The 26687-nt window shown below is 66.4% G+C and carries 24 protein-coding genes and 1 pseudogene; 6 read left to right on the forward strand and 19 right to left on the reverse strand.

The annotated features are described in order from the left end of the window. Positions 1 to 576: 576 nt before the first annotated feature. The 3 genes from BCR55_RS14260 to BCR55_RS30895 form a co-directional block, all read right to left on the reverse strand. Complete coding sequence (locus BCR55_RS14260; RefSeq protein WP_006402704.1) at positions 577 to 1770, reverse strand: urate hydroxylase PuuD; 1194 nt, start codon at positions 1768 to 1770, stop codon at positions 577 to 579. 53 nt (positions 1771 to 1823) lie between these two features. Continuing rightward, a complete protein-coding gene (gene uraH, locus BCR55_RS14265; protein WP_006407665.1) occupies positions 1824 to 2177 on the reverse strand; it encodes a hydroxyisourate hydrolase in 354 nt (117 codons plus the stop codon). 77 nt (positions 2178 to 2254) lie between these two features. Then, positions 2255 to 2704, reverse strand: a complete 450-nt coding sequence (locus BCR55_RS30895; protein ID WP_172488705.1) for a hypothetical protein — start codon at positions 2702 to 2704, stop codon at positions 2255 to 2257. Here BCR55_RS30895 and BCR55_RS14270 point away from each other — a divergent pair. Beyond that, positions 2687 to 4099, forward strand: a complete 1413-nt coding sequence (locus BCR55_RS14270; RefSeq protein WP_065494699.1) for an 8-oxoguanine deaminase — start codon at positions 2687 to 2689, stop codon at positions 4097 to 4099. The genes BCR55_RS30895 and BCR55_RS14270 overlap by 18 nt on opposite strands. A gap of 100 nt (positions 4100 to 4199) precedes the next feature. Here BCR55_RS14270 and BCR55_RS14275 read toward each other — a convergent pair whose 3' ends face one another. Together BCR55_RS14275 and BCR55_RS14280 are read right to left on the reverse strand one after the other, a co-directional pair. Continuing rightward, the gene (locus tag BCR55_RS14275) at positions 4200 to 5129 is read right to left on the reverse strand and encodes a LysR substrate-binding domain-containing protein (protein WP_006402708.1); all 930 of its coding nucleotides are present in this window, start codon (positions 5127 to 5129) and stop codon (positions 4200 to 4202) included. Between the two features lie 255 nt (positions 5130 to 5384). After that, positions 5385 to 5594, reverse strand: a complete 210-nt coding sequence (locus tag BCR55_RS14280; protein WP_006402709.1) for a dodecin — start codon at positions 5592 to 5594, stop codon at positions 5385 to 5387. 134 nt (positions 5595 to 5728) lie between these two features. On the opposite strand from BCR55_RS14280, the gene BCR55_RS14285 reads away from it, so the two are divergent. Then, a complete protein-coding gene (locus BCR55_RS14285; protein WP_006407661.1) occupies positions 5729 to 6619 on the forward strand; it encodes an NAD(P)-dependent oxidoreductase in 891 nt (296 codons plus the stop codon). Positions 6620 to 6706: 87 nt separating this feature from the next. Here the strand turns inward: BCR55_RS14285 and BCR55_RS14290 are convergent, their stop codons facing one another. From BCR55_RS14290 to BCR55_RS14305, 4 genes are all read right to left on the reverse strand, one after another. Then, the gene (locus BCR55_RS14290) at positions 6707 to 7153 is read right to left on the reverse strand and encodes a hypothetical protein (protein WP_006402711.1); all 447 of its coding nucleotides are present in this window, start codon (positions 7151 to 7153) and stop codon (positions 6707 to 6709) included. A 337-nt stretch (positions 7154 to 7490) separates the two neighbouring features. Further along, entirely contained in the window at positions 7491 to 7922 is a 432-nt protein-coding gene (gene mscL / locus BCR55_RS14295; protein WP_006402712.1) for a large conductance mechanosensitive channel protein MscL, read from the reverse strand. 243 nt (positions 7923 to 8165) lie between these two features. Next, entirely contained in the window at positions 8166 to 9356 is a 1191-nt protein-coding gene (locus tag BCR55_RS14300) for a M48 family metallopeptidase (protein ID WP_059938404.1), read from the reverse strand. Between the two features lie 82 nt (positions 9357 to 9438). Beyond that, on the reverse strand, positions 9439 to 10119 hold the full coding sequence (locus BCR55_RS14305) for a PspA/IM30 family protein (RefSeq protein ID WP_006402210.1): 681 nt from the start codon (positions 10117 to 10119) through the stop codon (positions 9439 to 9441). 439 nt (positions 10120 to 10558) lie between these two features. On the opposite strand from BCR55_RS14305, the gene BCR55_RS14310 reads away from it, so the two are divergent. Next, a complete protein-coding gene (locus tag BCR55_RS14310) occupies positions 10559 to 13072 on the forward strand; it encodes a penicillin-binding protein 1A (RefSeq protein ID WP_006407655.1) in 2514 nt (837 codons plus the stop codon). A 174-nt stretch (positions 13073 to 13246) separates the two neighbouring features. On the opposite strand, the pseudogene BCR55_RS33415 reads toward BCR55_RS14310, so the two are convergent. The 6 genes and pseudogenes from BCR55_RS33415 to mfd all read right to left on the reverse strand — a co-directional run. After that, a pseudogene (locus BCR55_RS33415) lies at positions 13247 to 13539 on the reverse strand (transposase); the annotation flags it as partial. Positions 13540 to 13685: 146 nt separating this feature from the next. Then, the gene (locus BCR55_RS14320) at positions 13686 to 14102 is read right to left on the reverse strand and encodes a hypothetical protein (RefSeq protein WP_139094037.1); all 417 of its coding nucleotides are present in this window, start codon (positions 14100 to 14102) and stop codon (positions 13686 to 13688) included. 440 nt (positions 14103 to 14542) lie between these two features. Next, the gene (locus BCR55_RS14325; RefSeq protein ID WP_006407653.1) at positions 14543 to 15019 is read right to left on the reverse strand and encodes a DUF3574 domain-containing protein; all 477 of its coding nucleotides are present in this window, start codon (positions 15017 to 15019) and stop codon (positions 14543 to 14545) included. Between the two features lie 134 nt (positions 15020 to 15153). Continuing rightward, the gene (locus BCR55_RS14330) at positions 15154 to 16173 is read right to left on the reverse strand and encodes a threonine/serine dehydratase (protein WP_006402214.1); all 1020 of its coding nucleotides are present in this window, start codon (positions 16171 to 16173) and stop codon (positions 15154 to 15156) included. A gap of 61 nt (positions 16174 to 16234) precedes the next feature. Then, the gene (argE, locus tag BCR55_RS14335) at positions 16235 to 17455 is read right to left on the reverse strand and encodes an acetylornithine deacetylase (RefSeq protein ID WP_006408374.1); all 1221 of its coding nucleotides are present in this window, start codon (positions 17453 to 17455) and stop codon (positions 16235 to 16237) included. Between the two features lie 175 nt (positions 17456 to 17630). After that, a complete protein-coding gene (mfd, locus tag BCR55_RS14340; protein ID WP_105810594.1) occupies positions 17631 to 21188 on the reverse strand; it encodes a transcription-repair coupling factor in 3558 nt (1185 codons plus the stop codon). A 19-nt stretch (positions 21189 to 21207) separates the two neighbouring features. Between mfd and ispD the strand changes: the two genes are divergently transcribed. Together ispD and ispF are read left to right on the forward strand one after the other, a co-directional pair. Then, entirely contained in the window at positions 21208 to 21918 is a 711-nt protein-coding gene (gene ispD / locus BCR55_RS14345) for a 2-C-methyl-D-erythritol 4-phosphate cytidylyltransferase (protein WP_006402218.1), read from the forward strand. Between the two features lie 29 nt (positions 21919 to 21947). Continuing rightward, a complete protein-coding gene (ispF, locus tag BCR55_RS14350) occupies positions 21948 to 22433 on the forward strand; it encodes a 2-C-methyl-D-erythritol 2,4-cyclodiphosphate synthase (RefSeq protein ID WP_006408377.1) in 486 nt (161 codons plus the stop codon). A gap of 125 nt (positions 22434 to 22558) precedes the next feature. On the opposite strand, the gene BCR55_RS14355 is transcribed toward ispF, so the two are convergent. The 4 genes from BCR55_RS14355 to ompR all read right to left on the reverse strand — a co-directional run bounded on the left by BCR55_RS14355 (position 22559) and on the right by ompR (position 26037). After that, positions 22559 to 23086 carry a carboxymuconolactone decarboxylase family protein gene (locus BCR55_RS14355; protein ID WP_006402220.1) on the reverse strand — a complete coding sequence of 176 codons (528 nt, stop codon included), beginning with the start codon at positions 23084 to 23086 and terminating at the stop codon, positions 22559 to 22561. A 77-nt stretch (positions 23087 to 23163) separates the two neighbouring features. After that, on the reverse strand, positions 23164 to 23712 hold the full coding sequence (locus tag BCR55_RS14360; protein ID WP_004192241.1) for a peroxiredoxin: 549 nt from the start codon (positions 23710 to 23712) through the stop codon (positions 23164 to 23166). Between the two features lie 188 nt (positions 23713 to 23900). Further along, entirely contained in the window at positions 23901 to 25262 is a 1362-nt protein-coding gene (locus BCR55_RS14365) for an ATP-binding protein (RefSeq protein ID WP_006408378.1), read from the reverse strand. 40 nt (positions 25263 to 25302) lie between these two features. After that, complete coding sequence (ompR, locus tag BCR55_RS14370; RefSeq protein WP_004192636.1) at positions 25303 to 26037, reverse strand: two-component system response regulator OmpR; 735 nt, start codon at positions 26035 to 26037, stop codon at positions 25303 to 25305. 257 nt (positions 26038 to 26294) lie between these two features. Here ompR and BCR55_RS14375 point away from each other — a divergent pair, with 257 nt between their 5' ends. Further along, positions 26295 to 26573, forward strand: a complete 279-nt coding sequence (locus BCR55_RS14375; RefSeq protein ID WP_006408379.1) for a hypothetical protein — start codon at positions 26295 to 26297, stop codon at positions 26571 to 26573. Positions 26574 to 26687: the final 114 nt, after the last annotated feature.

Raw genomic sequence — 26687 nt, forward strand, 5'->3', positions numbered from 1 at the left:
TCGCGATCGTGCGGCACGATGGCGAGGCGCGTGAGCTGCTGCATCGCGCGCCAATGTGAATTGCGATGTCGGCGGCGTAATGTGATCGCATCGGTTGTCGTGAATCGCTGCAGCGGGCGTGGCCCCTTTCGATGCGGGCCACTGCATCGCGTTGCCGGATTCGAGTCACATCGTGCAGGCGGCGACGGAGGATGCAGCGGCTGCCTCGGGCCGCTGCGAATGATCGCGCGTGCATCGCGGACAGCCGGCTCGTGTGCCGGTTCGACTTAAGTATGGCGGTGGCGCCGGCGTCGCGTATCGCGTCGTGTATCCGAAGCGCTCGTGTGGCGATCGGCGCATCGTCGCGTGGCGCGACTGGCTTGCGAATGAAGTCTCGCGGTCGCGGATGCGAGCGTCGCGCCGCGTGCACACGGCGTGTTGCCGCGTACGATCACGCCGAGACACGATGCGACGCGTCGACAACCGGCCGCAGCACATTTGCCACAAACGCCGCAGGCAAAAAAACGGGCCCGTTTCCGGGCCCCGAGAACGGAGAGAATCGCGCCGGACTTCCTTCGTCGCCCGGCGCGCGGCGGCTTACTTCACCGCGCCACCCTCGAACCACGCGGCGAGCTTGGTCCGCTCGTCGTCCGTCATGTGCGTGACGTTGCCGATCGGCATCGTCTTCAGGCGCACGGCCTGCTCGTAGATGCGCTGCGCGTTCTTCGACACTTCGTCCGGCGTGTCGAACATCACGCCGGCAGGCGCACTGCCCATCAGCGTCGGCTTCGACGAGTGGCACTCGACGCAGCGCTGCTGCAGGATCGGCATGATGTCCTTGACGGCGATCTTCGGTGCGTTTGCCGCCTGCGCTTCGGGCGCGACCGGCTTCGGCATCGTCCACACGAGCGCGCCGGCCATCAGCGCGACGCCGCCGAGCGGCAGATACCACAGCTGCTGGCCGCGGTGACGCATCACGAAGAACTGGCGGATCAGCGCGCCGGCCAGCATGATCAGCACGAGCACGACCCAGTTGTACTTGTTCGCGTACGTCATCGCGTAGTGGTTCGACAGCATCGCGAACACGACCGGCAGCGTGAAGTAGGTGTTGTGCACCGAGCGCTGCTTGCCGCGCTTGCCGTAGATCGGGTTCGGCTCTTCGCCCTTGAGCATCTTGTCGACCATCTTGCGCTGGCCGGGAATGATCACGAAGAACACGTTCGCCGACATGATCGTCGCGAGCATCGCGCCGACGATCAGATACGCGGCACGGCCGGCGAAGATATGGCACGCGAGGTAGGCCGCGACGACGACGTAGATGCCCACACAGATGCCGAGCACGCGATCGTTGGTGCCGAGCAGGCGGCACAGCGAGTCGTAGACGATCCAGCCGGCCATCAGGAAGCCGAGCGCGGAGGCGACGGCGACGACCGGGCCCATGTCGAGCACGCTCTTGTCGATCAGATAGGTATTCGGCGCGAGCAGGTACAGCACGAAGAACAGCGAGAAGCCCGACATCCACGTCGTGTACGACGGCCACTTCGACCAGTGCAGGTCTTCGGGCATTTCCGGCGGCGCGACCGTGTACTTCTGCATGTTGTAGAAGCCGCCGCCGTGCACGTGCCACAGCTCGCCGAACACGCCGCGCTTGCGCTGGTTCGCGTCGGTCGGCGGTTTCAGGCTGTTGTCGAGGGCGACGAAGTAGAAGGACTCGCCGATCCACGCGATCGCTGCAATGACGTGCAGCCATCGCAGCGCGAGGTTCAGCCAGTCGGTGATGAAGCCTTCCATGAAACTCCTCCAGACTCAGATCGTTGTCTTGATGCGGGCAGCCGATGCGTGTGTCAGCTGCCGCGATAGGTGCTGTACGACCACGGCGATACGAGCAGCGGCACGTGATAGTGCGCGCCCGGATCGGCGATGCCGAAACGCAGCACGACGCGGTCGACGAAACGGGGTTCGGGCACCTTCACGCCGAGCGACGCGAAGTAGTCGCCGGCATGGAACACGAGCTCGTATTCGCCGGCGGTGAGCGCGGCGCCTTCGAGCAGCGGTTCGTCGCAGCGGCCGTCGCTATTGGTCAGCACGGTCTTGATCGCGCGGCGCGAGTCGCCGTCCAGCGCGTAGAGGTCCACCTTGAGTGCGGCGCCCGGACGACCGTTCGCCGTATCGAGTACGTGGGTAGTGAGCTTTCCCATTCGCAATTGTCCTTGTGTGAATGCGATGTTCGGCGGCGGCTCGATCCAATGACAGTGCGGCGGATCGAGGCTCCACGTCACGTGGCTACATACCCGTCGGCGAAGTTGAAGCGAGCGCCGTGCAGGCATTGTAAGAAGGTTCCTGCGGCAAATACGCGCGCGATAGCAAAGATAATGCGCCGCGCATGACCGGCTGTCGACGCCTTGCCGGCGCGGCCCGCCGCGCGCGGGTGCGGCCCGCCGCGGGGCCGCTGCGCGGCGTACCATATCGCGACCGTGAAGCCCGGTATTCGTCGTCGCGCATTGTGCGCGGCGCGCGCATCGGCGATCCTCCCGCCGTGCGCGTCGGCCGACGGCCGGCGCCGCACCCCGAAGACGGCGAGCACGCCGGGTAACCGGGCCAGGGCGTTCGAACGGACGCAGGCACCGGAGCGTGCCGCGACGCAGCGTTCGAACGGCTTTGTGAGCGCCCCCGCAAGCGGTCGGGGGTACACCGACGCGGAGAACGCATGAACCTCGAGCAGCACGCCGGCGCACGCGCGCCGCAATCCTCCCCATCCCGCCCGACCACCTTGCTGGTCAAGCACGCCGACGTGCTCGTGACCATGGACGACACGCGGCGCGAACTGCGCGACGCGGGGCTCTACATCGAAGACAACCGGATCGTCGCGGTCGGCCCGAGCGCCGAGTTGCCCGATACCGCGGACGAGGTGCTCGATCTGCGCGGCCATCTCGTGATTCCGGGGCTCGTGAACACGCACCATCACATGTATCAGAGCCTCACGCGCGCGGTGCCGGCCGCGCAGAACGCCGAGCTGTTCGGCTGGCTCACGAACCTGTACCGGATCTGGGCGAACCTGACGCCCGAGATGATCGAAGTCTCGACGCTGACCGCGATGGCCGAGCTGCTGCAGTCAGGCTGCACGACGTCGAGCGACCATCTGTATATCTATCCGAACGGCAGCCGGCTCGACGACAGCATCGCGGCCGCACAGCGAATCGGAATGCGCTTTCACGCGAGCCGCGGCGCGATGAGCGTCGGCCAGCGCGACGGCGGGCTGCCGCCGGATTCGGTCGTCGAGCGCGAGCCCGACATCCTGCGCGACGCGCAGCGGTTGATCGAGACCTATCACGACGAAGGCCGCTACGCGATGCTGCGCGTCGTGGTCGCGCCGTGTTCGCCGTTTTCGGTGAGCCGCGGCCTGATGCGCGACGCCGCCTTGCTCGCGCGCGAGTACGGCGTGTCGCTGCACACGCACCTCGCCGAGAACGTCAACGACATCGCGTACAGCCGCGAGAAGTTCGGGATGACGCCGGCCGAATACGCGGAAGATCTCGGCTGGGTCGGCCACGACGTCTGGCATGCGCACTGCGTGCAGCTGGACGACGCGGGCATCGGCCTGTTCGCGCGCACGGGCACCGGCGTCGCGCACTGTCCGTGCTCGAACATGCGGCTCGCGTCCGGCATTGCGCCGGTGAAGAAGATGCGGCTCGCGGGTGTGCCGGTCGGGCTCGGCGTCGACGGCTCGGCATCGAACGACGGCGCGCAGATGGTCGCCGAAGTGCGGCAGGCGCTGCTGCTGCAGCGGGTCGGCTTCGGCCCCGATGCGATGACCGCGCGCGAAGCGCTCGAGATCGCGACGCTCGGCGGCGCGAAGGTGCTGAACCGCGACGACATCGGCGCGCTGAAGCCGGGCATGGCCGCCGACTTCGTGGCGTTCGACCTGCGTCAGCCGCTGTTCGCGGGCGCGCTGCACGATCCGGTCGCGGCGCTCGTGTTCTGTGCGCCGTCGCAGACCGCCTATACGGTCGTGAACGGAAAGGTGGTCGTGCGTGAAGGGCGGCTCGCGACGCTCGATCTGCCGCCCGTGATCGAACGTCACAACGCGCTCGCGAAGATGCTCGTCGAAGCGTCGCGCTAGCCGGTGTGGCGGCGGTCTTGACCACCGCCGCGACCGCAGCACGACGCACGACGCGCGGCGCGTGCACGCGCGCGCTGCACGGCGTTTGGCGCGCGGCCGCTTACGGTTCGATCAGCGTGCGCGTCGCTTCGGCGACGAGGCCGCGCAGCCAGCGCACCTCGTCCGAGTAGTGGCAGCGCTCGTGCCAGAGCTGGTAGTACTGCATCGGCGGGAAATCGAGCGGCGCCGGCACGACCGACAGCGGCAGGAATTTCGCGTAGTGATCGGCGAACAGCCGCGTCGTCGTGAAGATCAGGTCCGACTTCACGAGCACGTACGGCGCGAGATTGAAGTAGGGCAGCGTGACGACGACGTGGCGCTTGAGCCGCTCGCGCGCGAGATGCACGTCGATCGCGCCGCGCTGACCGACCGAGTACGGCGTCGGCGCGAGATGCGGCGCGTTCAGGTACTGGTCGAGCGTCAGCCCGCCGCGTTTCGCGAACGGGTGCGTGTTGCTCATCAGGCAGACGATCTCGTCGACGAACAGGTTCGACAGGTGAAGCTGCTCGGGCGGCTCCGGCCAGTTGCCGACGACGATGTCGAGCTTGCCGTCCTCGAGCGCGAGTTCGTAGTCGAACGCGGGGCCGAGCGAATGGAACTCGAGCGTCGCGTTCGGCGCGGCCTGGCGGAAGCGTTCGACGACGGTCGGCACGAACAGCACGTTCAGATAGTCGGGGCAGCCGATCCGGTAGCAGCGGATCGACGTGGCCGGATCGAAGTTGTGCTGCTGGAACTTGATCCGTTCGATTTCGCGCAATGCGTTCTGGACGGGCTCGAGCAGGCGCAGCCCGTATTCGGTCGGCACCATGCCGGACTTGCCGCGCACCAGCAGCGGATCGCCGGTGATGTCGCGCAGGCGTCGCAGCGCGGCGCTGATCGCCGGCTGCGACTGATTCAGTTTGACGGCCGCGCGCGTGACGCTGCGTTCCATCAACAGGGTGTGCAAGACGCGCAAGAGGTACGTGTCGATCGCCTCGCGTTGCTGACTCATGATTTCTCCGGTTTATATGTCTGGGCTGATCGAGGGGCGTTGGGGGTATATGGCTTTTAATATGAACGAAAACCAGCGTCAAGAGATGGATACCCGCAGACGGGCGCCGTTCGGGCCGCGGCGACGGCCGGAACGGAGAGAGAAGACGAACGCGGCGCGCGCCGCCGCGCGCATGCGGCGGTGCGCGTCCATCGGTGCGGCGAAGCGCGTGTAGCGGTGTGGCGCGGCGTAGCGCGGTGTGTCGAGGGGCTCCGGTCAGTCGTCGAGACGCATGCCGACTTTCAGCGTCACCTGCCAGTGGATCACCTGATCGCCTTCGATGTGGCCGCGCGTGTCGGTCACCTCGAACCAGTGGAGGTTGTGCAGCGTCTTGCCGGCCTTCGAGATCGCGTTGCGGATCGCGTCGTCGCACGATTGCCGCGAGGAACCGGTCAGCTCGATCAGCTTGTAGACGTGGTCGCTCATGATGCACTCCCTGGAATGTCGGTGACAGCGCCGGCGCAAGCCGCGCGCCCGAAGCGGCGTCGCGCGTGTCCGGCTTCTTGAGTGATAGGTATGATGGGCGGCAAGTGCAACCCTTATCGGAGACGAGGACAATCGTGGAAGTCGGATTTTGCGGACCGGGATTGATGGGCGCGCCGATGATTCGGCATCTGCTGGCGGCCGGGCATCGCGTCAGCGTGTGGAACCGGACGCGTGCGAAGGCGGAGGCGCTCGCGGCGGAAGGCGCGCAGGTCGTCGATACGCCGCGTGAACTCGCGCAGCGTGTCGAGACGGTATTCGTCTGCGTGCTCGACACGCGCGCGGTCGGCGACGTCGTATTCGGCGCCGATGGCCTGCTCGCGGGCGACGCGTCGGCCCGGCGGCTGCAGCGCATCGTCGATCATTCGAGCATTGCGCCGGCCGCGACGCGCGACTATGCGGCGCGCGCGGCTGCGCTCGGCGTCGGCTGGGTCGACGCGCCGGTGTCGGGCGGCGTGCCGGGCGCGCAGGCCGGCACGCTCGCCGTGATGGCGGGCGGCCGCGCAGCCGATCTCGATGCGGTGCGGCCGTTGATCGACACGTACGCGTCGCGCATCACGCACATGGGCGATGCCGGCGCCGGGCAGACCGCGAAGCTCTGCAATCAGGCGATCGTGACGGCCACGGTCACGGCAATCGCCGAGGCGGTCGGCCTCGCGCAGGCAAGCGGCATCGATGCGGCGCGCCTCGCCGAAGCGCTCGCCGGCGGCTGGGCCGACTCGGTGCTGCTGCAGACCTTCGTGCCGCGCATGACGTCGGGCGCGCACGCGCCGATCGGCGCGCTCGGCACGTTCCAGAAGGATGTGGATGCAATCGCCGACGCCGCGCGCGACACGGGCGCGGTGATGCCCGTATCGGCGACGGTCCAGCAGGTGTTGCGGCTCGGCGCCGCACAGGGGCTCGCCAGCGCGGACTTCGCGGCGTTCATCGACATCGTGCGCCCGCAGAACGGACGCCACGCGCGCTGACGCAGGCCGCACGCCGCGCGTTGCGCGCGCGGCGTGTGCAGACGGCCGATGGGCCGCGCGGAGGCGGCCCATCGAATCGTTGGCGGTTCAGCCGAGGGAGCGAGGTGTCGTGTCGCCGGCGTTCTGCCGGCCGAGACCGCCGCGCAGGCTCGCTTTCGTGCCTGCACCAAATTCGGGCAGGATACGTGCGCGGGCGCGGCTCGCGAAGACGAGGAAGCCGAAGCCGTTCGCTTCGTACCAGTATCCGCCGTTTTCGAGGCCGTCGAGCGGTTGCTCGAGCGCATTGGCAATCGACTCGATGCAGCGCTTGCGCAAATCGGCGATCGCCGGATACGGCGGTTGCGCGCCGCGCACGCTGCATAGCAGGACGTCGAGGCCGGGCAGCACGTGCGCGTAGAGGACGGGCTCGTCCTGCGCGCGGGCGCGGGCAATCTTGGTGTCGAGCTGCGCGAACGGCTTCGAATGGCGCAATACCGCGAGGAACGATTCCTGGCCGTCCTGTTGCGCACGTCGACGTTTTTTCGGGAAGGACATAAACACTCGCCTCAAAAACAATTGCAAGAAATGCGGCACTTTCATGCGACCCACTCCCGGCTATGTACGCCGCATGCCGATCCGTTATAGCACACGAAAATGCAGCATTCGTGCGGTACGACGATCGATGCCTCCCGTCGACCCGCTTGCCACGATCGACACAGCCAGCGTCTCGGCGCCTGTACTGTCGTTAGTCTCCATCATAGACCTGCTTTCCGCGCGCGTGCGTTCGCCTGTCACAAAAAAGTGCGATGCACCGCACGCGGTCGCCGTCGCAGGTGCGCAAGAAAAAGGCCCGCACGAGAGCGGGCCTTTCGGGTGAGCGCGACGGGCGCGATCAGCGCTGCTTCAGCGAATCGCGGATCTCGCGCAGCAGCACGATGTCTTCCGGCGTTGCGGCCGGTGCGGCTTCCGCGGGCTTGCGCAGCTTGTTGATGAATTTCACCATCAGGAAAATGATGAAGGCCAGGATGATGAAATTGATCAGCACGGTGATGAACGAACCGTAGCCGAACACCGCGACGCCCGCGGCCTGCAAATCCTTGAACGAATCCGGATTGCCCTTGAACGATGCGGGGACGGTGCCGAGCAGAACGAACTTGTTCGAGAAATCCAGACCGCCGGTCAGCACGCCGATGACCGGCATGATCAGATCCTTCACGACCGAGTCGACGATCTTCGAGAACGCGCCGCCGATGATCACGCCGACGGCGAGATCCATCACGTTGCCCTTGACGGCGAACTCCTTGAATTCCTTGATTATGCTCATGAGCGGCTTTCTCCTGGTTGGGGCGGGGGAAGGCGTGCCGGGACGCACGTCGGGGCGGGGCGTCGAATAAAGGGTCGGTGGCACACCGATGGTCGCATGATAGCGAACGCGTCGGCTTGCCGGTAGTCCATCTTGAAATGATTGACAAATCGACGGGCGGTGCGCGCGCCATCAAGAGAACGGGGCGCCATGCATGGCATGGACGCCCCGTTTGTGCAACGCCGAGCCGATCGGCCGCGGCGCTCAGGTGTTGTCGTCGCTCCAGCCGTCGTCGTTGCTGCCGAGATCGACACCGCCGCCATTGCCGTCGCTCCAGTTCGAATCGTCGCCGCGGCCGAGATCGAAGCCCGGGTCCGCATTCTGCTGACGGCGACGCTCGTCGTCGACGATCACGTCGCGTTCGATCACGCGATCGCGGCCGCCCGACATCGCTTCGCCGAGCAGCACGCCGGTCAGCAGGCCGCCCATGCCGCCGCCGAAACCGCCGCCTTGCTGGATCACGACGGGCGGCTGCTGTTGCGGATACGGCTGCGGCGGATACGGTTGCTGAGGGTAGGGCTGTTGCTGATACGGCTGGCCTTGCGCGCCGGTCACGCGATCGGCTTCCTGCGCGTACACGGACCCGCTGCCGTTGCCCGGTGCGGCCGGCTGCGCGGCCGGATCGGGGCGGCCTTCGACGCGCGCCTTCACGCTTGCATGACGCTGCTCGAGCTCGTCGATCCGGTACGGCGGCACCGGATTCTTGCCGTTCGACAGCGATTCGACGAGCGTGCGCGCGTCGGCCTCGATCGCGTCGAGTTCGCCCGCGAGGGCGGCGGCGCCCGGCAGCGTCGAGAGCTTCGCGTCGAGCTTCAGCGGCCGGATGTCGTTCAGCACGTCGGTTGCGCGCTTGAGCTGCGCGCGCCGTTCGTCGTCGGCGCGCGTGTCGCCGGCCGAGCGCGCGCGCCGCAGCGTCCAGCGCAGTACCAGCGCGATCACCGCGACGAGCAGGCCGAGACCGATCCACATCGTGGTCGACGGCCCGTGCTTGACGGCCGGTGCGGACGACGGCGCGAGCGACGATTGCAGCGAACCGGACGGCGTAGCCGACGGCACGTTGCCGGCCGTGCGCGACGCATCGGCACGAATCCGCGCTTCGGTTTGCGCGAAGCGCGACGCGTCGGTGAAGCGCAATTGCGGATCGAGCGTCTTCGCGCGCTGCAACTGCACGAGCGCGTCGGCCGCGCGGCCTTCGCGATCGAGCACCTGCGCATACAGATAGCGCGCGTGCGCGTTGTTCGGATGCGCGTCGACGACTTGCGACAACTGCGCGTCCGCGCGCTGCCAGTCGCGCTGCGCGATCGATTGCTCGACTTGCTGCAGCGACGGAACCGCGAATGCGGCGGACGACAGCAGCATCAGCGAGAGGCCGAGAGCGGCGAGAGATTTCTTCATGGTCGAACCGGGCGCGATAGGCCCGTCTCCTGACGATCGGTTCGCTGCGCGGCGCACGACACGCGCCGCGCGGCGCGCCGGTTTACTGCGCGGGCGTGTCGATCTGCTTTTTCAGCGCCGCGAGGCGATCCTCGACCGACGGGCCCTTGTTCAGGGCGGCGAGCTTGTCGTCGAGCGCCTTGCCGCTCGACGTGTCGGCCGAATTCAGCCGTGCGTCCGAGCGTGCGTTCTGCAGCGCGACCTTGTCTTCGAGCTTGCGGAAGTCTTCGGACAGGTTCTTGCCGCCGATGCCGCCGAGCGCGCTCGCGGCGACGTCCTTCGCCTGCGCGATTTCCTGCTTCGCCTGCAGGATGTTCGAGCGCGCGTTCAGATCGTTGCGGCGCTGGCGCATGTCGGCGATCTGCCCCTTCAGCTTTTCGACCGACGGTTCGAGCGTCGCGAGCTCGGCCGCGAGCGCATCGCGCTCGGCTTCCGCGTTCACCTGCGCGGCGAGCGCCTCGCGCGCGAGCGCTTCGTCGCCGGCCTGCAGTGCGCGCTTCGCGCCGTCTTCGTACTTCTTCACCTTGTCGTCGGCCGCGTCGCGCTTGCTGCGCTGCGTGGCGACCTGCGCTTCGATCTCGATCAGCGAATTCTCGGCACGGCCGATGCTGTCGTCGAGCTCCCGCACGATCTGCCGTGCGTCGCGCGACGGATCCTGTACCGAATCGGCCGCGTCGTTCAGCAGGCCCTTGATCGTGCGCGAAATAGAGTCGAAAAGCGACATGAAATCCTCCCTGGTTGAAAGGCGCCGCGCGTCGCGGCATCGCTCGCCGCGTGCCGCTGGCGACCCGTGCGAGCCGGCGGATATTACACCACCGGTTCACTTAAATACGGCTTAAACGCGCGGCTTCAAGCGCATCGTGCGCACCTGCGCCAAACCTTTCGCGACTGAAAGAAACGCGCGCGTGCAGGCGCGTTTGCGTGTCCATGATAGGCCGAGGATCGCGCCGATACGCGCGGCGCGATACCGATGTGCGGGAATTTTTACAAAAAATCGCGAAGGCACGCGGGCGATTTCATTAAAATGCGCTGTCACGTCGCGGGAACGGATCGACGCATGGCGCGGTCTGTCGACGTGACTGTAGCCACGACATACCACTCCGACTCATCCGCCTGCATTTTCCGCATGCGTCCGAGGGCACCACGCAGCCCGCCATTCCGACATGCCAATCATCAAACGACCGCCTTCCTCGTCCGACCGGACCGAACCTCACTACTCGCTGCGCCGTGCGCCGTCCGGCGCCTATTACACCGATGACGACGATCGCGGCGACGACCGCCACGCCGCACGCAGTGCAGGCGGAGGCGGCCGTTCGTTCGGCGGACGCATCGCGCTGTGGTTCGTCGGACTGTTCGCGACGATCGCGATCGTCGGTGCGCTGATCGTCGGCTACGCGCTCGTCGTGATGGCGCCGCAGCTGCCGTCGCTCGACGCGCTGACGAACTATCAGCCGAAGGTGCCGCTGCGCGTCTTCACGGCCGACCACGTGCTGATCGGCGAGTTCGGCGAGGAGCGCCGCAGCCTCGTGCGCTTCCAGGACATTCCCGACGTGATGAAGAAGGCGGTGCTCGCGATCGAGGACTACCGCTTCTACGAGCACGGCGGCGTCGACTTCGTCGGCATCCTGCGTGCGGGCGTGGCCGACCTGATGCACGGCGGTGCGCGGCAGGGCGCGAGCACGATCACGATGCAGGTCGCGCGCAACTTCTTCCTGTCGAGCGAGAAGACGTACACGCGCAAGATCTACGAGATGCTGCTCGCGTACAAGATCGAGAAGGCGCTGACGAAGGACCAGATTCTCGAGCTGTACATGAACCAGATCTATCTGGGCCAGCGCGCCTACGGCTTCGCGGCCGCCGCGCGCGTGTACTTCGGCAAGGACCTGAAGGACATCACGCTCGCGGAAGCCGCGATGCTGGCGGGGCTGCCGAAGGCGCCGTCCGCGTACAACCCGGTCGTCAATCCGAAGCGCGCGAAGGTGCGTCAGGAATACATCCTGAAGCGGATGCTCGAGATCGGCTACATCACGCAGCCGCAGTACGAGCAGGCCGTGAAGGAAGAGATCCATGTGCGCACGCCGGGCAACCAGTACGCCGTGCACGGCGAATATGTCGCCGAAATGGTGCGGCAGATGATGTACCAGCAGTACAAGGATGAGACCTACACGCGTGGGCTGACCGTCACGACGACGATCAACTCGGCCGACCAGGAGGCCGCGTATCAGGCCGTGCGTCGCGGCATTCTCGACTACGAGCGCCGGCACGGCTATCGCGGGCCGGAAGGCACGATCAATCTGCCGCCGGCCGGCGACGAGCGCGACGAAGCGATCGACGACGCACTCGCCGATCACCCGGACAACGGCGACCTGCAATCGGCGGTCGTGCTGTCGGCCGCACCGAACGCGGTCGACGTGCAGTTCGTCGGCGGCGCGACGACGCGCATCGGCGCGGCCGGGCTGCGCTTCGTGTCGGGCGCGCTGAGCGCGCGCGCGAACAACACGCTGCGCATCCGGCCCGGTTCGATCGTGCGTGTGCTGAAGGACGCGAAGACCGGCTGGCAGATCGTGCAGCTGCCGCAGGTCGAAGGCGCGCTCGTCGCGATCGCGCCGCAGGACGGTGCGATCCGTTCGCTCGTCGGCGGCTTCGACTTCAACAAGAGCAAGTTCAACCACGTGACGCAGGCGTGGCGCCAGCCGGGCTCGTCGTTCAAGCCGTTCATCTATTCGGCGTCGCTCGACAAGGGGCTCGGGCCGGCGACGATCATCAACGACGCGCCGCTGTACTTCCCGCCGAGCGTGCCGGGCGGCACCGCGTGGGAACCGAAGGACGACGATCAGCCCGACGGCCCGATGACGATGCGCACCGGTCTGCAGCGCTCGAAGAACCTCGTGTCGATCCGGATTCTCGCGTCGATCGGCACACAGTACGCGCAGGAGTACGTGACGCAGCGCTTCGGGTTCGATCCGAAGAAGACGCCGCCGTATCTGCCGATGGCGCTCGGCGCCGGCCTCGTGACGCCGCTGCAGCTCGCGACCGGCTATGCGGTGTTTGCGAACGGCGGCTACAAGGTCGATCCGTATCTGATCGCCGAAGTCGACGACGCGCGCGGCCAGCCGCTGCAGAAGTCGCAGCCTGTGATCGCGGGCAGCACGGCGCCGCGCACGATCGAAGGTCGCAACGCGTACGTGATGAACAGCCTGCTGCATACGGTCGCGACGGCCGGCACGGGCGCGGGCACCAACGCGCTGGGCCGCAACGACCTGCAGGGCAAGACCGGTACGACGAACGACGCGAAGGACGGCTGGTTCGCCGGCTATCAGCAATCGCTCGTCGCGGTCGCGTGGATGGGCTTCGATCAGCCGAAGAGCCTCGGCAGCCGCGAATTCGGCGCGCAGCTCGCGCTGCCGATCTGGGTGAACTACATGCGTACCGCGCTGAACGGCGTGCCCGAGCAGCAGATGCCGATGCCGGACGGCCTGACGACGATCGACGGCGAGCTGTATTACGCGGATCGCACGCCGGGCAACGGGTTCGTCGCGAGCGTCGACATCAACCCGGCGGCGAATGCGATCAGCGCGAACGATGCGCTCGGCTCGGCCGGGGCGGAAGGGCTCACGCCGCCGCCAGTCACGCCGCAGGAGAAGCAGCAGATTATGGACATGTTCGAGAGCAAGTAAGCGGTGCGCTGTTCTTGATGCATGCGACGGGCGCCTTCGGGTGCCCGTTTTTTTTGCTGATCGCAGGATTCCTGCGGAGCGGTGGGGCAAGGTCGGTTTTCGGCCACAAACGGCCATTCAGCGAGCGGGGAAACTGCCGTCGGAACGGCTCCAATCGCGTTCGGTCATCAATATCCGGACCGCTTCGCGCTTGGCCTGCGGGCTTGCTACTTTCGAGCCAGCAGGTCCTTCAACGCGGCGTTGTCGAGCATGGATTCGGCCAGCAGACGCTTGAGCTTGCTGTTCTCCTGCTCCAGTTCCTTCAGGCGCTGCGCTTCGGAGACCGTCATCCCGCCGAACTTCGCTTTTCAGTTGTAGTAGGTCGCTTCCGAGACGCCGAACTTGCGGCACAGCTCCGCCGGCTTCAGGCCAGCCTCGGCTTCCTTCAAGGTGCCGATGATTTGCGCTTCGGTGAATCGCTTTTTCATTGCCGTTCCTCTCTGGAACGGACTCTACACCGTCACCGTACTAAACGCGGGGAGCAGGTCACTCGGTGCCAACTTGATGGAATGTGCTGGACTGGCTCTTCATTGAGTCGATGCCGCTGTCTGGGCATCGCGGGAAATACAAGGCGTTACTTGTTCGGCTGACAGGGGGCCACTGGTTGCCACGCTTGGCCAGTCCAGAAGAGCAACGGTTGTGTGATTCGGATAGGCGACTCGGTGATGAGTTCGCGGTATGGATGCTGCGCTTCTGTCGACCAGTAAGCTCTGGCGCGTTCACAGATTTGCGGATACGAGAGTCCTTCGAAGTTTCTGAACAGATCTGCATCGCCGATATGCGTCGGCGCGTCGGCGTTCGAGATCACCGCTTTCCATATCAAGAGCGGCTGCTTTCCCCAATAATGCGGGCTTGCCGTCTGCATAGCATCGTCGATCGACGTGAAGAGGAAGCTAGCTCTCAAGCGGCTCGGGAGCCTCGGGTCGATCTTCAAGCGCTCAAGTTCGATGGCCTGCTCGATGACGATCCACCATGGGTCGCCACCGTTCATTCGGCTCACTCTGTAGGCGGAGTAGCCTCGAGCCCATCCCCCGGGCTGAATCTCAGTCGGCACCTGGAGGTGCGTTTGCCTGGAAACGAAGAATAGATTCTGCATGGCCCCATGTATTGTTTTATCGGAAGTGCTATTGTCCCACAGCACGCGAGCATTGCTTATCGGCCAATGCAGCCCTCTAACACGGGTTGCAATCGTTCTATGTCACTCGAATGCTGACGGTCGATGAGGCGCAGCGTAGGCGTGGACATGCTCTGGGTGATTCGGGGAAGGCGTGTGGCACCGATTGTCGACTACCGAAGTGTCGATGTCGAATGACCGCTACGACACGACAAGCGACACCCCGGATTTCCACGAAGAACCTTTTTGCGCATCGAAACGATAGGGCAGCCCGGCACGCGTCGCCGGCGCGCGTTCTTGACAACCGGAGCGGCCAATCAGAACGACACACACGCCGGCACGAGCGTAATACCCACCGATTCCTGCTGAAACCGTTGCGCATACGCATCGCGGATCGCATCGAGCCGCGTGCGCGTGTCCGGCGTATCGTCGGCGACGATACGCACGACGAAGCTTGCCTCCTGCGTGATCCGCCCGCTCGCGTGATCGCGCCACTGTCCGTGCGTGTCCCAATACGTAAAGCCGTCGGGAAATCGCGGTGTGATGACATCCGCGAGGAACGCCGCGCGCTCCGCATCGGTGACGGGCGCGCGTCCCGCGATGTCGCGACCGAACAGCAGATCGGCCTGCAGCGCTGCGTGCTGGCCGGGCTGCGTACATGCGCCCGCTATGCCTGCGACAGGCGAGGGCGTGCCCGCGCAACCGGCGACGAGCGCGATTGCCGCGGCGCCGATCGCGAGCCGCGCGCGTCGTCGCCACGCGGCAGCGCGCATGCGCAGCCGCGCACACCGCATCTGCCCATTTCGCGCCCAGCGCGTTTCTCGCGCGTAAAACACTGCCCGTTCAACCACTTGCGGGTTTGTTCGGCGAGTTATCAACAGGGCTGTCAACACAAACTGGGGATAACCCTAGGTCGCTCGCGCGCGCGTCAGCGCTGCAGCTTCGCGTGCGCGAGATGCATGCCGAGCGTCGCCGGATCGGTATTCGTGCCCGACAGCAGCACGCCGACGCGCTTGCCTTGCAGCGGTTCGCGCAGCGGCCCGAGCAGCGCCGCGAGTGCAGCCGCACACGCCGGCTCGACCGCGAGCTTCAGGTTCGCGAACAGGAACAGCATCGCCGCGCGCAGCGCGTCGTCGGACACCGTGACGATCCGGTCGATATGACGACGGCACAGCTGGTAGCTGTATTCCTCCGTGTGCGGCGCCATCAGCGAGTCGGCGATCGTCTGCATCGCGCTCATCTTGATCGTGTGATTGGCCGCGAAGCTGCGGCTCATCGCGTCGGCGCCTTCGGGCTCGACGCCGTACACGTGCACGTGTGGATTCGCCAGACGCAGTGCGGTCGCGGCGCCCGCCGCAAGCCCGCCGCCGCCGATCGGCACGATCACCGCGTCGAGGTCGGGTGCCTGCGTCGCCCATTCGTAGCCGAGCGTCGCGGTGCCGAGAATCGTGTGATAGCCGTTGAACGGATGGATAAAGAAGCGGCCTTCCTCGGCCTCGATCCGCCGCACGATCTCGAATGCCTGCGATGCGCTGCCCGCGAGCACGACTTCGGCGCGGTACTGCTTGCATTGCGCGATGCGCGTCGGGCTCGCGGTATGGAACATCACGACCTTCGCGCCGTGGCCGAGCCGCATCGCCGCATACGCGACGGCCGCCGCATGGTTGCCCGCCGATACGCAGGTGACGCCCGCGTTCTTGCGCGCGTCGTCGAGCGCGAGCAGGTGCGTGAACGCGCCGCGCGCCTTGAAGCTGCCGCTCACCTGCAGCAGTTCGAACTTGAAGTTCACGTGCGTGCCCTCGAGCGACGGCAGATCGGCGCGCTCGAACACGGGCGTGCGCGCGACCCACGGCGTCAGCGCGAAATGCTGCGCGGCGATTTCGTCGAGCGTCGGAATCGGCTCGCCGTCGATCGTCGTATGAACGAGGCCCTGCGGTTCAGTCGACATGGCGTGGCGTGTGGCGGAGATGAACCGGCCCGCGCACACGGGCCGGCGGGCGAGAGAGCGGTCAGTGTGCGTCGACCGACATGCTGCGGATGAACTTGCGCAGGAACTGCTCGCAGGCGGCGAGCTGCGCGAGTTCGACATATTCGTTCGGCTTGTGAGCCTGCTCGATGTTGCCGGGTCCGCACACGACGCTCGGAATGCCCGCGCGTTCGAACAGGCCCGCTTCGGTGCCGTACGCAACCTTGCGCTTGTCCTGGTCGGCCGTCAGCGCCCGTACGAGCTGCGTGATCGCGGCCTGCTCGGTCGCATCGAGCCCCGGCGCGGCCGCGATCTTCGAGAACTCGATCGCCGCGTTCGGATGCTCGCGACGCATCTGCGGCAGCAGCGTCTCGTTCGCATACGCTTCGATGCGCGCGAAGATCTGCTCGGGGTCGAGCGTCGGCAGGTTGCGGAACTCGAAGTCGAATCGGCATTCGGCCGGCACCGTGTTGATCGCGTTGCCGCCCTGGATCGTGCTCGTCTGCGCGGTCGTGAACGGCACGTCGTACAGCGTATCGAACGGGCCTTCCGCGCGGAACCGATCGGCGATGTCGCGGATATGGCAGATCAGGCGCGCCGCGTACTCGATCGCGTTCAGCCCTTTGGGCGTGAGCGACGAATGCGCCGCATGGCCGCGCACGCAGCAGCGGTATGCGTTGATGCCCTTGTGCGCAATGATCGGACGCATGCTCGTGGGCTCGCCGACGATGCAGCCCGACGGCTGCACGCCGCGCTTCACGAGATCGGCGATCATCAGCGGCGCGCCGGCGCAGCCGATCTCTTCGTCGTAGGACAGCGCGAAGTGAATCGGCTTCGCGAGCTTGGTCGCCTGCATCTCGGGCAGCAGCGCGAGCGCCGTGCCGATGAAGCCCTTCATGTCGCAGGTGCCGCGGCCGTACAGGCGATCGTCGCGCACGTCCGGCGCGAACGGATCGCTGTCCCATTGCTGGCCGTCGACGGGCACGACGTCGGTGTGCCCGGACAGCACGATGCCGCCGTTCGTCGAGCCGTCGTGCGCGGGCACGGTCGCGAACAGGTTCGCCCAGCCTTCGCGCGCATCGCGCGTGATCGTCGACGCGATGCCTTTCGCGGCGAGCGCGTCACGCACGGTCTCGATCAGCCCGAGGTTCGGCACGCGGCTCGTCGTGTCCATCGACACCAGCTGCTTGACCCAGGGCAGGCCCACGAGTGCGTGATCGCGTGAATCGGCGGCCGGTTGGGTCGTCGCGTCGAGAGTGGACATGGCAGAACTCCGTCAGATGAATGGGAAAATCATACTCAAAAACGCCCCGGCCCGCCTTCGTCGCACGCAGTGCGGTGCAGCATCGCCGCGCCGTATCGCCGCCCGCAAACGGGCCTCCGATGCGCGGACCATGCCGCACACCGTCGCCCGTCGCGCGCGGGCCGCGCGTTGCGCGTCAACGTGCGGCGCTTGCCGCGTCCTGCCGATGCCCGAGCGCGCGCAGCGTCTCCTTGATCGTCGACACGCGGATCGCGAGATCGGGCGAGCGCGTTTCGATGCGCAGCTTGTCCTGGCCCGCGAGCTTGATGTGCCGATGCTTCTGCACCATCTCGATGATCCGCATCGGATCGATCGGCGGATTCGGCACGAACTGCAGCCCGATCGCGGCTTCGCTCGCGTCGATCTTCACGATGCCGAGCGGTTTCGCGGCGAGCCGCAGCCGATGCGTTTCGACGAGCGCCTGCGCCTGCGGCGGCAGCTTGCCGAAGCGGTCGATCAGCTCTTCCTGAATGCCGTCGATCGCATCGGCGTGCTCGCAGTTCGCGAGCCGCTTGTAGAGCGACAGCCGCTCCTGCACGTCCGCGCAGTAGTCGGCCGGCAGGATCGCGGGCGCATGCAGGTTGATCTCGGTCGTCGCGGCGAGCGGCGCGGTGAGGTCGGGCTCCTTGCCGTTCTTCAGCGCCTTCACCGCATCGTTGAGCATCTCCGTATAGAGCTGGAAGCCGATCTCGTGGATCTCGCCCGACTGCTTGTCGCCGAGCACCTCGCCGGTGCCGCGGATCTCGAGATCGTGCATCGCCAGATAGAAGCCCGAACCGAGTTCCTCCATCTGCTGGATCGCCTCGAGCCGGCGCTGCGCCTGTTTGGTGAGCGCCTGCGGATCGTGGACGAGCAGGTACGCATACGCCTGGTGGTGCGAGCGGCCGACGCGGCCGCGCAGCTGGTGCAGCTGCGCGAGACCGAACTTGTCCGCGCGGTGCATGATGATCGTGTTCGCGCTCGGCACGTCGATGCCGGTTTCGATGATCGTCGTACACAGCAGCACGTTCGCACGCTGCGCGACGAAATCGCGCATCACGCGCTCGAGCTCGCGCTCGTGCATCTGGCCGTGCGCGATCACGATGCGCGCCTCGGGCACGAGTTCCTCGAGCATCGCCTTGCGGTTCTCGATCGTCTCGACCTCGTTGTGCAGGAAGTACACCTGGCCGCCGCGCTTGAGCTCGCGCAGCATCGCCTCGCGGATCACGCTTTCTTCCTCGCGGCGAACGAAGGTCTTGATCGCGAGCCGCTTCTGCGGCGCGGTCGCGATCACCGAGAAATCGCGCAGCCCTTCGAGCGCCATCCCGAGCGTGCGCGGAATCGGCGTGGCGGTCAGCGTCAGCACGTCCACTTCCGCGCGCAGCGCCTTCAGCGCTTCCTTCTGGCGCACGCCGAAGCGGTGTTCCTCGTCGATGATCACGAGGCCGAGCCGCTTGAACTGCACGTCCGACGACAGCAGCTTGTGCGTGCCGATCACGATGTCGACGCTGCCTTCGTTGATCTGCGCGATCGCCGCGTTCACTTCCTTGGTCGTCTTGAAGCGCGACAGCTCGACGATGCGCACCGGCCAGTCCGCGAAGCGATCGGCGAAGGTCTGCGTATGCTGCTCGGCGAGCAGCGTGGTCGGCGACAGCAGCGCGACCTGCTTGCCGCCCATCACCGCGATGAACGCCGCACGCAGCGCGACCTCGGTCTTGCCGAAGCCGACGTCGCCGCACACGAGGCGGTCCATCGGCTTGCCGCTCGTCATGTCGCCGATCACGGCCGCGATCGCCGCGGCCTGGTCGGGCGTCTCCTCGAAGCCGAAGCTTTCCGCGAACTTCACGTAGTCGCGCGGATCGAGCGCGAACGCATGGCCTTCGCGCGCCGCGCGGCGCGCGTAGAGGTTCAGCAGCTCGGCCGCCGTATCGCGGATCTGCTGCGCAGCCTTGCGCTTCGCGCGCTCCCACTGGCCGGAGCCGAGCGCATGCAGCGGCGCGCTGTCGGGATCGGCGCCGCTGTAGCGCGAGATCACGTGCAGTTGCGCGACGGGCACGTACAGCTTGCTTTCGCCCGCGTATTCGAGATGCAGGAATTCGGTTTCGCCTTCGCCGAGATCCATCGACACGAGGCCCATGTAGCGGCCGATCCCGTGCTGCGCATGGACGACCGGGTCGCCGACCTTCAGCTCGGACAGGTCGCGCACCATCGCGTCGACGTTGCTCGCCTGTTCCTGCCGGCGGCGGCCCGCGCGACGGCCGAGCGCGCCGTACAGCTCGGTCTCGGTGACGATCGCATAGCCTTCGCCCGGCACCGCGAAGCCGTTCGCGAGCGGCGCGACGCCGAGCGCGAAGCGCGCGTCGCTCTCGAGCCAGCCGGCGAAATGATCGTTCGACGCGGGGCGCAGACGATGTTCGGCGAGCAGCTGCAGGATCGTCTCGCGGCGGCCTGCCGACTCGACGGTCAGCAGCACGCGTTTGCCGGAAGTCTCGACGAAGGTGCGCAGCGCGGCGAGCGGATCGTCGGCATGACGGTCGACGGTCAGTTCGGGCAGCGCGGTCGCCCAGCCGCCGGCCGGCTGCGCGGGCAGCACGAGACGCGCGAACGGCTTGGCGAGCGTGAAGAAATCGTCGTCCGACAGGAACAGCCGCTGCGGCTCGAGAATTGGCCGCTCGCGGTCGTGCGACAGGAACGCATAGCGCTGCCTGGTATCGGCCGTGAAGCGGCGGATCGCCGCGTCGAGATCGCCGGCAAACACGAGATGCGCGTTCTGCGGCAGATAGTGGAACAGTGTCGCGGTTTCGTCGAAGAACAGCGGCAGGTAATACTCGATGCCGGCCGACGGCACGCCGTTGCCGATGTCCTTGTAGATCGGCGCGCGGCTCGGGTCGCCTTCGAACGTTTCGCGCCAGCGGCTGCGAAACGCGGTGCGTGCGGCTTCGTCGAACGGGAATTCGCGGCCCGGCAGCAGCCGCACGTCGCGCACCGGGTAGAGACTGCGCTGCGTGTCGGGATCGAACGCGCGGATCGAGTCGACCTGATCGTCGAACAGGTCGATCCGGTACGGCAGCGGCGAGCCCATCGGGAACAGGTCGATCAGCGAGCCGCGCACGCAGTATTCGCCGGGCCGCACGACCTGGCTCACGTGCTCGTAGCCGGCGAGCGTGAGCTGCGATTTCAGCTTCGCTTCGTCGAGACGCTCGCCCTGCGCGAACGCGAACGTATAGGCGGCCATGAACGACGCGGGCGGCATCCGGTACAGCGCGGTCGTCGCCGGCACGAGCAGGATGTCGCAGCGGCCTTCGCCGAGATCGTGCAGCGTCGCGAGACGCTCCGACACGAGATCCTGGTGCGGCGAGAACGTGTCGTACGGCAGCGTTTCCCAGTCCGGCAGCAAGCGCACGCGCGCGTCCGGCGCGAAATAGCCGATTTCCTGCGAAAGACGCTGCGCGTCGACCGCGTTCGCGCAGATCACGGCGAGCAGCGGCACGTGTTCACGGTTGTCGGCGAGGTAGCGGGCGATGGCGAGCGCATCGGCGGAGCCGTGCGTGCCGTCGAAGGCGAACCGCTGGCCGGGCTTGACGCGGGCAACGGGCGAAGCGAACGGGGTGGAAGCGTTGTCTGGCATAGGGACGGCAGGGTGGCGGACGCGCGCGCATGGCAAGGCGGCGGCCGAGACGAAAGACCTATTATAAAATCCGCTTCTCGATTTCACCTTTCCGGCGTTCTCCTTCGTGACTCCCCGACTTTTCGCCCTGATTCCCTGCGCCGGCACGGGCAGCCGTTCCGGCTCGGCCGTGCCGAAGCAATACCGGACGCTCGCCGGCCGCGCGCTGCTGCACTACACGCTGGCCGCGTTCGACGCGTGCAGCGAATTCGCGCAGACGCTCGTCGTGCTCGCCCCCGACGACACGCACTTCGATGCGCGCCGCTTCGCGGGGCTGCGCTTCGCGGTGCGCCGCTGCGGGGGCGCGTCGCGGCAGGCCTCGGTGCTCAACGGGCTGCTCGGCCTTGCCGAATTCGGCGCGGCCGATCACGACTGGGTGCTCGTGCACGACGCCGCGCGCCCGGGCATCACGCCGGAACTGATCCGCACGCTGGTCGCGACGTTGAAGGACGATCCGGTCGGCGGCATCGTCGCGCTGCCCGTCGCCGATACGCTCAAGCGCGTGCCGGCCGGCGGCGACGCGATCGCGCGCACCGAGCCGCGCGACGCACTGTGGCAGGCGCAGACGCCGCAGATGTTTCGCATCGGCATGCTGCGCGACGCGATCCAGCGCGCGCAGCGCGAAGGGCACGACCTGACCGACGAGGCGAGCGCGATCGAATGGTCCGGCCATACGCCACGCGTCGTGCAGGGCAGCCTGCGCAACTTCAAGGTCACGTATCCGGAAGATTTCGCGCTGGCGGAGGCAATTCTCGCGCGCGCCGCGAACGCTTCGTGATTGTCAATTTCTCCTCAATCGGAACACGCATGGATTTCAGAATCGGACAAGGCTACGACGTGCACCAGCTCGTCGCGGGGCGCCCGCTCATCATCGGCGGCGTGTCGATTCCGTACGAGCGCGGCCTGCTCGGCCACTCGGACGCGGACGTACTGCTGCACGCGATCACCGACGCGCTGTTCGGCGCGGCTGCGCTCGGCGACATCGGCCGTCATTTCTCCGACACCGACGCCGCGTTCAAGGGCGCCGACAGCCGCGTGCTGCTGCGCGAATGCGTCGCGCGCGTGAAGGCGGCCGGCTTCGCGATCCAGAACGTCGACAGCACGGTCATCGCGCAGGCGCCGAAGCTCGCGCCGCACATCGAAGCGATGCGCGCGAACATCGCGGCCGATCTCGGGTTGCCGCTCGAACGCGTGAACGTGAAGGCGAAGACCAACGAGAAGCTCGGCTATCTCGGTCGCGGCGAAGGAATCGAGGCGCAGGCGGCGGCGTTGCTCGTGAAGCAGGGCGCGTGACAACGGCGTGCCGCGCAGCGCGGCAGCCGGCGCTGCACGGCGCCCGGAAAAGCGAAATGCCACGCGGATGCGTGGCATTTTCGTTTGCGGCGCACGTCCGGCGAGGCCGGACGCTGCGGTATCGCTTATTCGCCTTCGGCGGCGATGACCTGCGCGGCGGCGTTGATCACCGACGCGATGCGGCCGACGTCGCGCAGTTGCGTGACGGTCATGCCTTGCTCGTTCTTCAGCAGCGCATAGTGCGACTTCACGCAGAAGTGGCACTTGCCGACGATCGATGCGGCGAGCGCGTACATCTCGAACTTGCGCTTGTCGACACCGCCGTGCGACGCATAGGCGCCCATGCGCAGTTCGGCGCGCTGCGTCTTCAGATCGGCGTCGTCGGCCATCTCGACGTACGGATACCAGGTGTTGTTCATCCCCATCAGCGCGGCCGCGGTCAGCGCGGCATGCGTTTCTTCGGGCGACAGCACGTTCGCTTCGCGGATCGTCTTCACGAGCACCGTGCTCTTCGCGGCGACCGCCGCGGCCAGCGCGACGCCGACCGCATCGTTGCCTTCGAGCGACGAGCGCGAGATCGTGCCGTCGAGGTTCAGACGGATGTCCTTCGCGTAGTCGGGAATACGTGCCTTAATCGAATCGATGAATTCCATTGATATCTCCTATGAGTTGGCCGTGAAAAAAGCCCGCAGGCAGGACGCGCGCCGCGGGCTTTCGTGCATCGATGCGCTTACAGCGTTGCGCCGCCGATTGCGCGGTTGCACGGGCAGAGTTCGTCCGTTTGCAGGCCGTCCAGAATGCGCAGGATTTCTTCCGGGCTGCGGCCGACGTTCAGGTTGTTCACCGAAACGTGCTGGATCGTGTTGTCCGGATCGACGATGAACGTTGCGCGCAGTGCGACGCCGGCTTCCTTGTCGCGCACGCCGAGCTGGTCGATCAGTTCGCCCTTGACGTCGCCGAACGAGTAGTGGTTCAGCTTGTCGAGGTCCTTGTGCTCACGACGCCATGCGAGCTTGACGAATTCGTTGTCCGAGCTGCCGCCGAGCAGAACGGCGTCGCGCTCTTCGAACTGCTTCGCGAGCTTTGCGAATTCGACGATTTCCGTCGGGCACACGAACGTGAAGTCCTTCGGATAGAAGTAGATGATCTTCCACTTGCCCGGGAACGACGCTTCGGTGACGGTCTCGAACGCCGACTGGCCGTTTTCCTCGTGATTGTTGAAGCCCGGCTTCGCGGCTACGACGGTGAAAGCTTCGAGTTTATCGCCCACGGTTTTCATGCGGATACTCCTGTATGAGTTGGGAAGAAGACTGAGTCAAGCTACCTCGGTGCTGCAACGATCATGTGACAGCATGGGGAGACTATAACACTATTAGTGAAGCGATTCAATAGATTTTGACTAACACTCCCCATAGATTTTCTCAACCGCGGCGATAGTGTGACGCGCAATAAACGTGCGCGCCCGCGTCATGCGGTCGCGCGCAATTTGCCGGTGCCGGGGAATTCGAGCGTGACTTCCAGCCCCGCTTCCGGGCTGCGGTTGCGCAGGCGCAGCGTGCCGCGATAGCGGCCGACGAGGCGCAGCACGATCGCCATCCCGAGGCCGGTGCCGTCGGCCTTCGAGCGTGCGGCGTCGACGCGGTAGAACGGCCGCATCACGAGCGGCAGCTGATCTTCGGGAATGCCGGGGCCTTCGTCGCTGACCGACAGTTCGACGCGCGCATGCGACACGCGCGTCTCGAGCGTGATCCGCGAGATGCCGTCGTGCTTGCTTTGCCCGTATTTGCGCGCGTTCTCGACGAGGTTGCCGACCACGCGGCGCATGTCGGTTTCGTCGGCCTCGATGATTGCGGCCGGTGCGAGCCGCAGGCGGATCTCGACGCCGTCCTCGCTCGACACGCGCGCGGCCACGTCCTGCGCGACCGTCGACAGATCGACCGGCTCGGGCTTGCGCTGCGTCGGCCGCGCGTAGTCGATGAAGGCGGCGATGATGCGGTCCATCTGCTCGATGTCGTCGACCATCGCGTCCTTGGTCGCCTGATCGGACGGACTCATTTCGGTTTCGAGACGCAGCCGCGCGAGCGGCGTGCGCAGGTCGTGCGAAATGCCGGCGAGCATCAGCGCGCGGTCGGCCTCGAGCTGCTCGAGGTCGCGCACCATCTGGTTGAAGCTGCGGTTGGTTTCGGCCGCGACGCCCATCCCGCGCTCGGGCAGCGGCTCGGGCGCCTGGCCCGAACCGACCTGGCGCGCGGCGAGCGCGAGCCGCGAGAACGGCCGGTTGACGAGGCTCGTGATGAACGCGGAGCCGAACAGCGACAGCGCGAGCGCGAACAGCCCCCAGCCGGCCCACTGCAGGCCCGTGACCGTATCGAGCTGATCGCGGTCGAGCGCGACCCAGTAGTCGTCGTCGTCGATCTTGAAGCTGATCCACACGCCCGGAATGTCGTTGACCGACTGTGCGATCACGGTATCGTCGCCGAGGCGGCTGCGGATGTCGTGTTCGATCAGCCGGTTCAGCGATTCGTCGGGCTGCAGCCGGAACTTGTCGGTCTTCTCGCGCGGGTACACGCGCACGCCTTCGTTGCTCTCGAGATCCTGCAGCAGCGCGCGGCGCAGATCGGGATCGGAGTAGAGCAGCGCGGTGCGCGTGAGCTTCACGATCGCGACGAGCTGCAGCGCGACGCGCTGCGCGCGCGGCTCGCGCTCGATCACGCGAAAGCTCTGAAACCACGCGGCGAGACTGACCGAGATCAGCAGCGCGATCAGCAGGAAGGTGCGCCAGAACAGCCCGCCGAACGCGAGCTGCAGAAGGCGCCGGTCGATACGCATGGGACGGGCCGTGAGCGGGCGAAACCGGAAAGAAGGACGATCAGGCGGCGCCGTCCGGGATGAACACGTAGCCGAGACCCCAGACGGTCTGGATGAAGCGCGGGCTGCCCGGATCGGGCTCGATCAGTTTGCGCAGACGCGAGATCTGCACGTCGAGGCTGCGGTCGAACACTTCGTATTCGCGCCCGCGTGCGAGCTCCATCAGCTTCTCGCGCGACAGCGGCTGGCGCGGATGACGCGCGAACACTTTCAGCACCGAGAATTCGCCGGTGGTCAGCGGAATTTCCTGGCCGGATTTCGTCAGCGTGCGCGTCGCGAGGTTCAGCGAGAACTCGCCGAACTCGAACACCTCGGTGGTTTCCGACGGCGCGCCCGGCAGCTCGGCCGGCGCCTGGCGGCGCAGCACCGCGTGAATGCGCGCGACGAGCTCGCGCGGGTTGAACGGCTTCGGCAGGTAGTCGTCGGCGCCCATCTCGAGGCCGACGATGCGATCGACGTCTTCACCTTTCGCCGTCAGCATGATGATCGGCGTGCGGTCGTTGCTGCCGCGCAGACGGCGGCAGATCGACAGGCCGTCTTCGCCGGGCAGCATCAGGTCGAGCACGAGCAGGTCGAAGCGCTCGCGCACCCAGAGCTTGTTCATGGCGGTCGCGTTCTCCGCGACGTAGACGTTGAAGCCTTGCTCGCCGAGATAGCGGCGCAGCAGATCGCGCAGGCGCGGGTCGTCGTCGACGACGAGAATCTTGGAGGGGTTTTTCGTTTCCATGAGCGGCATCTTATCGCGAATGAGAAATGGCGCGCCGTCGAGGATTTTGGCGCGTTACAGTCAGTTACAAAATTTACCCGTGGTGTCGCGCGGAGTAAAGGCAGGCTATAGAGATTCCTTTACTCGAAGCCGAAATTCGGTAGATACTCGCTGCACTCCATCTTTCATCTTTGCACACCCGAATTCCGCAGGGTTTTTCTAGTACCAGAGGTAGCCGGTTGCCGCGTGACGAAGGGAACAAATCGACCAAAGAAGCGAGGACGGTCATGCGATCTGCCCGGATTGCACTGATGCTGACGATCGCGCTCGCCGGTCCGTATGCGTCGAACTTCGCGTATGCGCAACGCCCCGAGCACGGCGCATGGTCGCGCAAGGCGCCGCGCGGCAAGGCGCCGCAGCCCGATCGCGCCGCCGATCCGTCCGTCCGTTCCGCCGTGCCCCCCGATCTCGAGCAGCGCCGCCGCGACGGCCACATGACGCCGGAAGAGCGTCATCTGCTGCGTCAGCACATCGAGGACGCCGTGCGCGAGCTCTACAAGCGCTGAGCGCGCCGTCGTCTGCGCCGCGCTGCGGAAATACACCGTAGCAATTTCTCCGTCAACGCCGCGGCGACGCGTGCCGTTGAACCGGCATTCGCACGCTGCGTGCGTTCCCGGAGC

Source organism: Burkholderia sp. CCA53, assembly GCF_001685525.1.
GTDB lineage: Bacteria > Pseudomonadota > Gammaproteobacteria > Burkholderiales > Burkholderiaceae > Burkholderia > Burkholderia multivorans.

What these genes read in the sequence shown, in the direction of transcription:
- BCR55_RS14260 (WP_006402704.1), bottom strand. Translation starts at nt 1,770, where the DNA reads ATGGAAGGCTTCATCACCGACTGGCTGAACCTCGCGCTGCGATGGCTG.
- uraH (WP_006407665.1), bottom strand. Translation starts at nt 2,177, where the DNA reads ATGGGAAAGCTCACTACCCACGTACTCGATACGGCGAACGGTCGTCCG.
- BCR55_RS14270 (WP_065494699.1), top strand. Translation starts at nt 2,687, where the DNA reads ATGAACCTCGAGCAGCACGCCGGCGCACGCGCGCCGCAATCCTCCCCA.
- BCR55_RS14275 (WP_006402708.1), bottom strand. Translation starts at nt 5,129, where the DNA reads ATGAGTCAGCAACGCGAGGCGATCGACACGTACCTCTTGCGCGTCTTG.
- BCR55_RS14280 (WP_006402709.1), bottom strand. Translation starts at nt 5,594, where the DNA reads ATGAGCGACCACGTCTACAAGCTGATCGAGCTGACCGGTTCCTCGCGG.
- BCR55_RS14290 (WP_006402711.1), bottom strand. Translation starts at nt 7,153, where the DNA reads ATGTCCTTCCCGAAAAAACGTCGACGTGCGCAACAGGACGGCCAGGAA.
- mscL (WP_006402712.1), bottom strand. Translation starts at nt 7,922, where the DNA reads ATGAGCATAATCAAGGAATTCAAGGAGTTCGCCGTCAAGGGCAACGTG.
- BCR55_RS14300 (WP_059938404.1), bottom strand. Translation starts at nt 9,356, where the DNA reads ATGAAGAAATCTCTCGCCGCTCTCGGCCTCTCGCTGATGCTGCTGTCG.
- BCR55_RS14305 (WP_006402210.1), bottom strand. Translation starts at nt 10,119, where the DNA reads ATGTCGCTTTTCGACTCTATTTCGCGCACGATCAAGGGCCTGCTGAAC.
- BCR55_RS14310 (WP_006407655.1), top strand. Translation starts at nt 10,559, where the DNA reads ATGCCAATCATCAAACGACCGCCTTCCTCGTCCGACCGGACCGAACCT.
- BCR55_RS14320 (WP_139094037.1), bottom strand. Translation starts at nt 14,102, where the DNA reads ATGAACGGTGGCGACCCATGGTGGATCGTCATCGAGCAGGCCATCGAA.
- BCR55_RS14325 (WP_006407653.1), bottom strand. Translation starts at nt 15,019, where the DNA reads ATGCGGTGTGCGCGGCTGCGCATGCGCGCTGCCGCGTGGCGACGACGC.
- BCR55_RS14330 (WP_006402214.1), bottom strand. Translation starts at nt 16,173, where the DNA reads ATGTCGACTGAACCGCAGGGCCTCGTTCATACGACGATCGACGGCGAG.
- argE (WP_006408374.1), bottom strand. Translation starts at nt 17,455, where the DNA reads ATGTCCACTCTCGACGCGACGACCCAACCGGCCGCCGATTCACGCGAT.
- ispF (WP_006408377.1), top strand. Translation starts at nt 21,948, where the DNA reads ATGGATTTCAGAATCGGACAAGGCTACGACGTGCACCAGCTCGTCGCG.
- BCR55_RS14355 (WP_006402220.1), bottom strand. Translation starts at nt 23,086, where the DNA reads ATGGAATTCATCGATTCGATTAAGGCACGTATTCCCGACTACGCGAAG.
- BCR55_RS14360 (WP_004192241.1), bottom strand. Translation starts at nt 23,712, where the DNA reads ATGAAAACCGTGGGCGATAAACTCGAAGCTTTCACCGTCGTAGCCGCG.
- BCR55_RS14365 (WP_006408378.1), bottom strand. Translation starts at nt 25,262, where the DNA reads ATGCGTATCGACCGGCGCCTTCTGCAGCTCGCGTTCGGCGGGCTGTTC.
- ompR (WP_004192636.1), bottom strand. Translation starts at nt 26,037, where the DNA reads ATGCCGCTCATGGAAACGAAAAACCCCTCCAAGATTCTCGTCGTCGAC.
- BCR55_RS14375 (WP_006408379.1), top strand. Translation starts at nt 26,295, where the DNA reads ATGCGATCTGCCCGGATTGCACTGATGCTGACGATCGCGCTCGCCGGT.